This window comes from Rothia sp. HMSC065C03 (genome assembly GCF_001837295.1).
Taxonomy (GTDB): domain Bacteria; phylum Actinomycetota; class Actinomycetes; order Actinomycetales; family Micrococcaceae; genus Rothia.
This window is the reverse complement of the sequence record NZ_KV831979.1, coordinates 1-811: the sequence shown is the minus strand read 5'-3', so window position 1 is coordinate 811 and position 811 is coordinate 1. Positions and strand designations below refer to the sequence as shown.

Genomic DNA, 811 nt, shown 5'->3' with positions numbered 1-811 from the left:
ATCGTGACGAAGAAGAACTGGCGTCAGTTCATCAAGTTCTGGGATGCAGACCGCCCGGAAGGCTATGAGCCGGACCCGTCAGAGGATAAGTCTCTGTTTATTGAGGCGCTTGGCGGCGATAGCTGGAAGGAATATGAGGAACGCGCATACGATTGGCGTACGAAGGATTGGGAAGCGTGGATTGATTCGCTGCCTGATGACTGGTGGGTTCTGAACACTAATGCAGTAGCGGATGCAGCGCAGCAGGTGGAAGTTCCCCGTCTGGTTCCCGAAATGGTGAAGCACACGCTGTAGAAAACCGGACAGCACTAACAACACCCACAACAAGAGGGGGTGGCGGCCCCAACCTAGGAGCAGCCACCCCCTCCTGCTTATCGTGTCAGGGGTCCTCCCTATCCTGAAACCAGAAGCACCGAAGCCCCCGCGCCGAGAGCACCGCAGCTTCCCAGCGCATCCTGAGAGAAAGGACCACCACCATGGCACGTCGCAGCCCCGAAGCCGAAGCCCGCTACAAGGCATACCAGAAGAAGTACCACGCCGAACGCAACGCCCGCGCCCGCTACTCCTACGAGAAGCTCGAAAAGGCACACCGCGTCACTGTCAAGGGCAAGAACCTCTCCGCCGAGTTCATGCAGAGTCGTGCCCCCGGCGTCACCGGTGAAACCCCCTGGGAGAAGGACCTGACCGTCCACCCCCGCAAATGGCGCCGTTACGGCATGCCCAAGGACCTTCCCACCACGGTGGATGACTACAAATATGAGGGCAAGAGGGTTCGTCGTTTCTTCACCGACCCGCGCATGCTCTTCGACTG

Annotated in this window: 2 protein-coding genes; both read left to right on the top strand. The window is 59.2% G+C overall.

Annotated elements, in window-relative coordinates; all coding sequences use genetic code 11:
- On the top strand, positions 1–294 hold a 294-nt coding region (locus tag HMPREF2605_RS09465; RefSeq protein WP_168167579.1), incomplete at its 5' end, for a hypothetical protein.
- A 182-nt stretch (positions 295–476) separates the two neighbouring features.
- The coding region (locus tag HMPREF2605_RS03165; protein ID WP_141762268.1) for a hypothetical protein at positions 477–811 on the top strand (335 nt) is incomplete at its 3' end.